The 230-nt window shown below is 54.8% G+C and carries 1 protein-coding gene; it reads right to left on the reverse strand.

The features are described 5' to 3' along the window. The coding region (locus tag F0Q32_RS25940; protein ID WP_255475799.1) for a DeoR family transcriptional regulator at positions 1 to 230 on the reverse strand (230 nt) is incomplete at both ends.

Genomic DNA, 230 nt, shown 5'->3' on the forward strand with positions numbered 1-230 from the left:
GGAATATAGTCTGCCACCGCTTCGGCAATCGCTTTTTTTTCCTCGGTTTGCGAAACCTCACGCTGCTCGAACGCCGTATTAACGACGCTGGAAGCCCGACCCGCGCCACCGTGATGGCGCGTAATCAGGCCTTGCTCGCTTAATTTACGAATATCCCGGCGGACCGTCTGCGTGGAGACATCCAGCAGATTTGCCAGCTCATCAATATTCATATACCCACGCTCGGCGAT

The organism is Pseudocitrobacter sp. 73 (assembly GCF_008369545.1).
Lineage (GTDB): Bacteria > Pseudomonadota > Gammaproteobacteria > Enterobacterales > Enterobacteriaceae > Pseudocitrobacter > Pseudocitrobacter vendiensis.